This window comes from Halobacillus sp. BBL2006, assembly GCF_000786645.1.
GTDB lineage: Bacteria > Bacillota > Bacilli > Bacillales > Halobacillaceae > Halobacillus.
Map to the genome: position 1 here is coordinate 1 of NZ_JRNX01000675.1, position 1,067 is coordinate 1,067.

Consider the following 1,067-nt stretch of genomic DNA (forward strand, 5'->3'; position numbering starts at 1 on the left):
CGGTTTTGATCGGACTGATCGTTCCAAACTGGTTGTCAAAGTCAGAGCCGAAGGATTCATCAGGAGGAACGGTGCCATCCATGCCGACACAGTCGATGACGACATCAGCACCGCCTTTCGTTTCTTCATGTAATAGAGCACCAATGTCTTCATGCTTTTTGAAGTTAAAGATTTCTGTGTGATTTGTCCTTTTTGCGTGATCAAGACGGTGATCGACTTGGTCAACGGCGATGACACGGCTTGCCCCTTTAAGCTTCGCAAACTTTTGAGCCATGAGCCCAATTGGACCACTTCCTAGGATCACGACCGTGTCTCCTTTTTTCACTCCGCTATGCTGGACACTCCAGTAAGCCGTCGGGATCACGTCAGATAAGAAGAGGACACTCTCGTCGTCCAACTCACTTGATTCAGGAACTTTGAAAGAAGTGAAGTCAGCGTAAGGGACACGTAAGTATTCCGCCTGGCCACCGGGATATCCGCCATTAATTTCTGTGAATCCGAACAGACCTCCGACTTCGCCATGGGGATTCGATTCATCACATTGGCTTTCCATCTGGTTTTTACAAAAGAAGCATTCGCCGCATCCGATATTGAAAGGAATAACAACACGATCTCCTTTTTTTAATGTTTTAACAGAAGGACCAACGTCTTCAACGATTCCCATCGGTTCATGACCGACGACATAGTCTTGTTTCGGCTCGATTCCACCTTTATATAGGTGCAGATCTGAGCCGCATATGCCGCTTGCTGTAATTCTAACAATCATATCGTTATTGTCTTGGATTGAAGGGGTTTCGACTTCTTTGACTGCCATTTTTTCTTTTCCTTGAAAAGTTACGCCTTTCATTCTGCTCACATCCTTTGGTGATTAGTATATTAGTATAATTCCTTTATTTGGAACATTTAAACTTCAAAAGAAATTACTTATTCAGCTTCTGACACTCGTATTCCAATTTTCACACTTCTAGGCACGTGCACATATGATTGGCAATAGAGGTGGTGAAGAATGAACAATAATGGACAGAACCGTGTCCGCGATCCTTTTGCAATTGAACAAGAAGAATGGA

At 43.9% G+C, this 1,067-nt stretch carries 1 protein-coding gene; it reads right to left on the reverse strand.

Translation table 11 applies throughout. The features are described from left to right. Positions 1-847 (reverse strand): alcohol dehydrogenase catalytic domain-containing protein (locus LD39_RS18145; RefSeq protein WP_035551212.1); only part of this gene is annotated, 847 nt, incomplete at its 3' end. Positions 848-1,067: the final 220 nt, after the last annotated feature.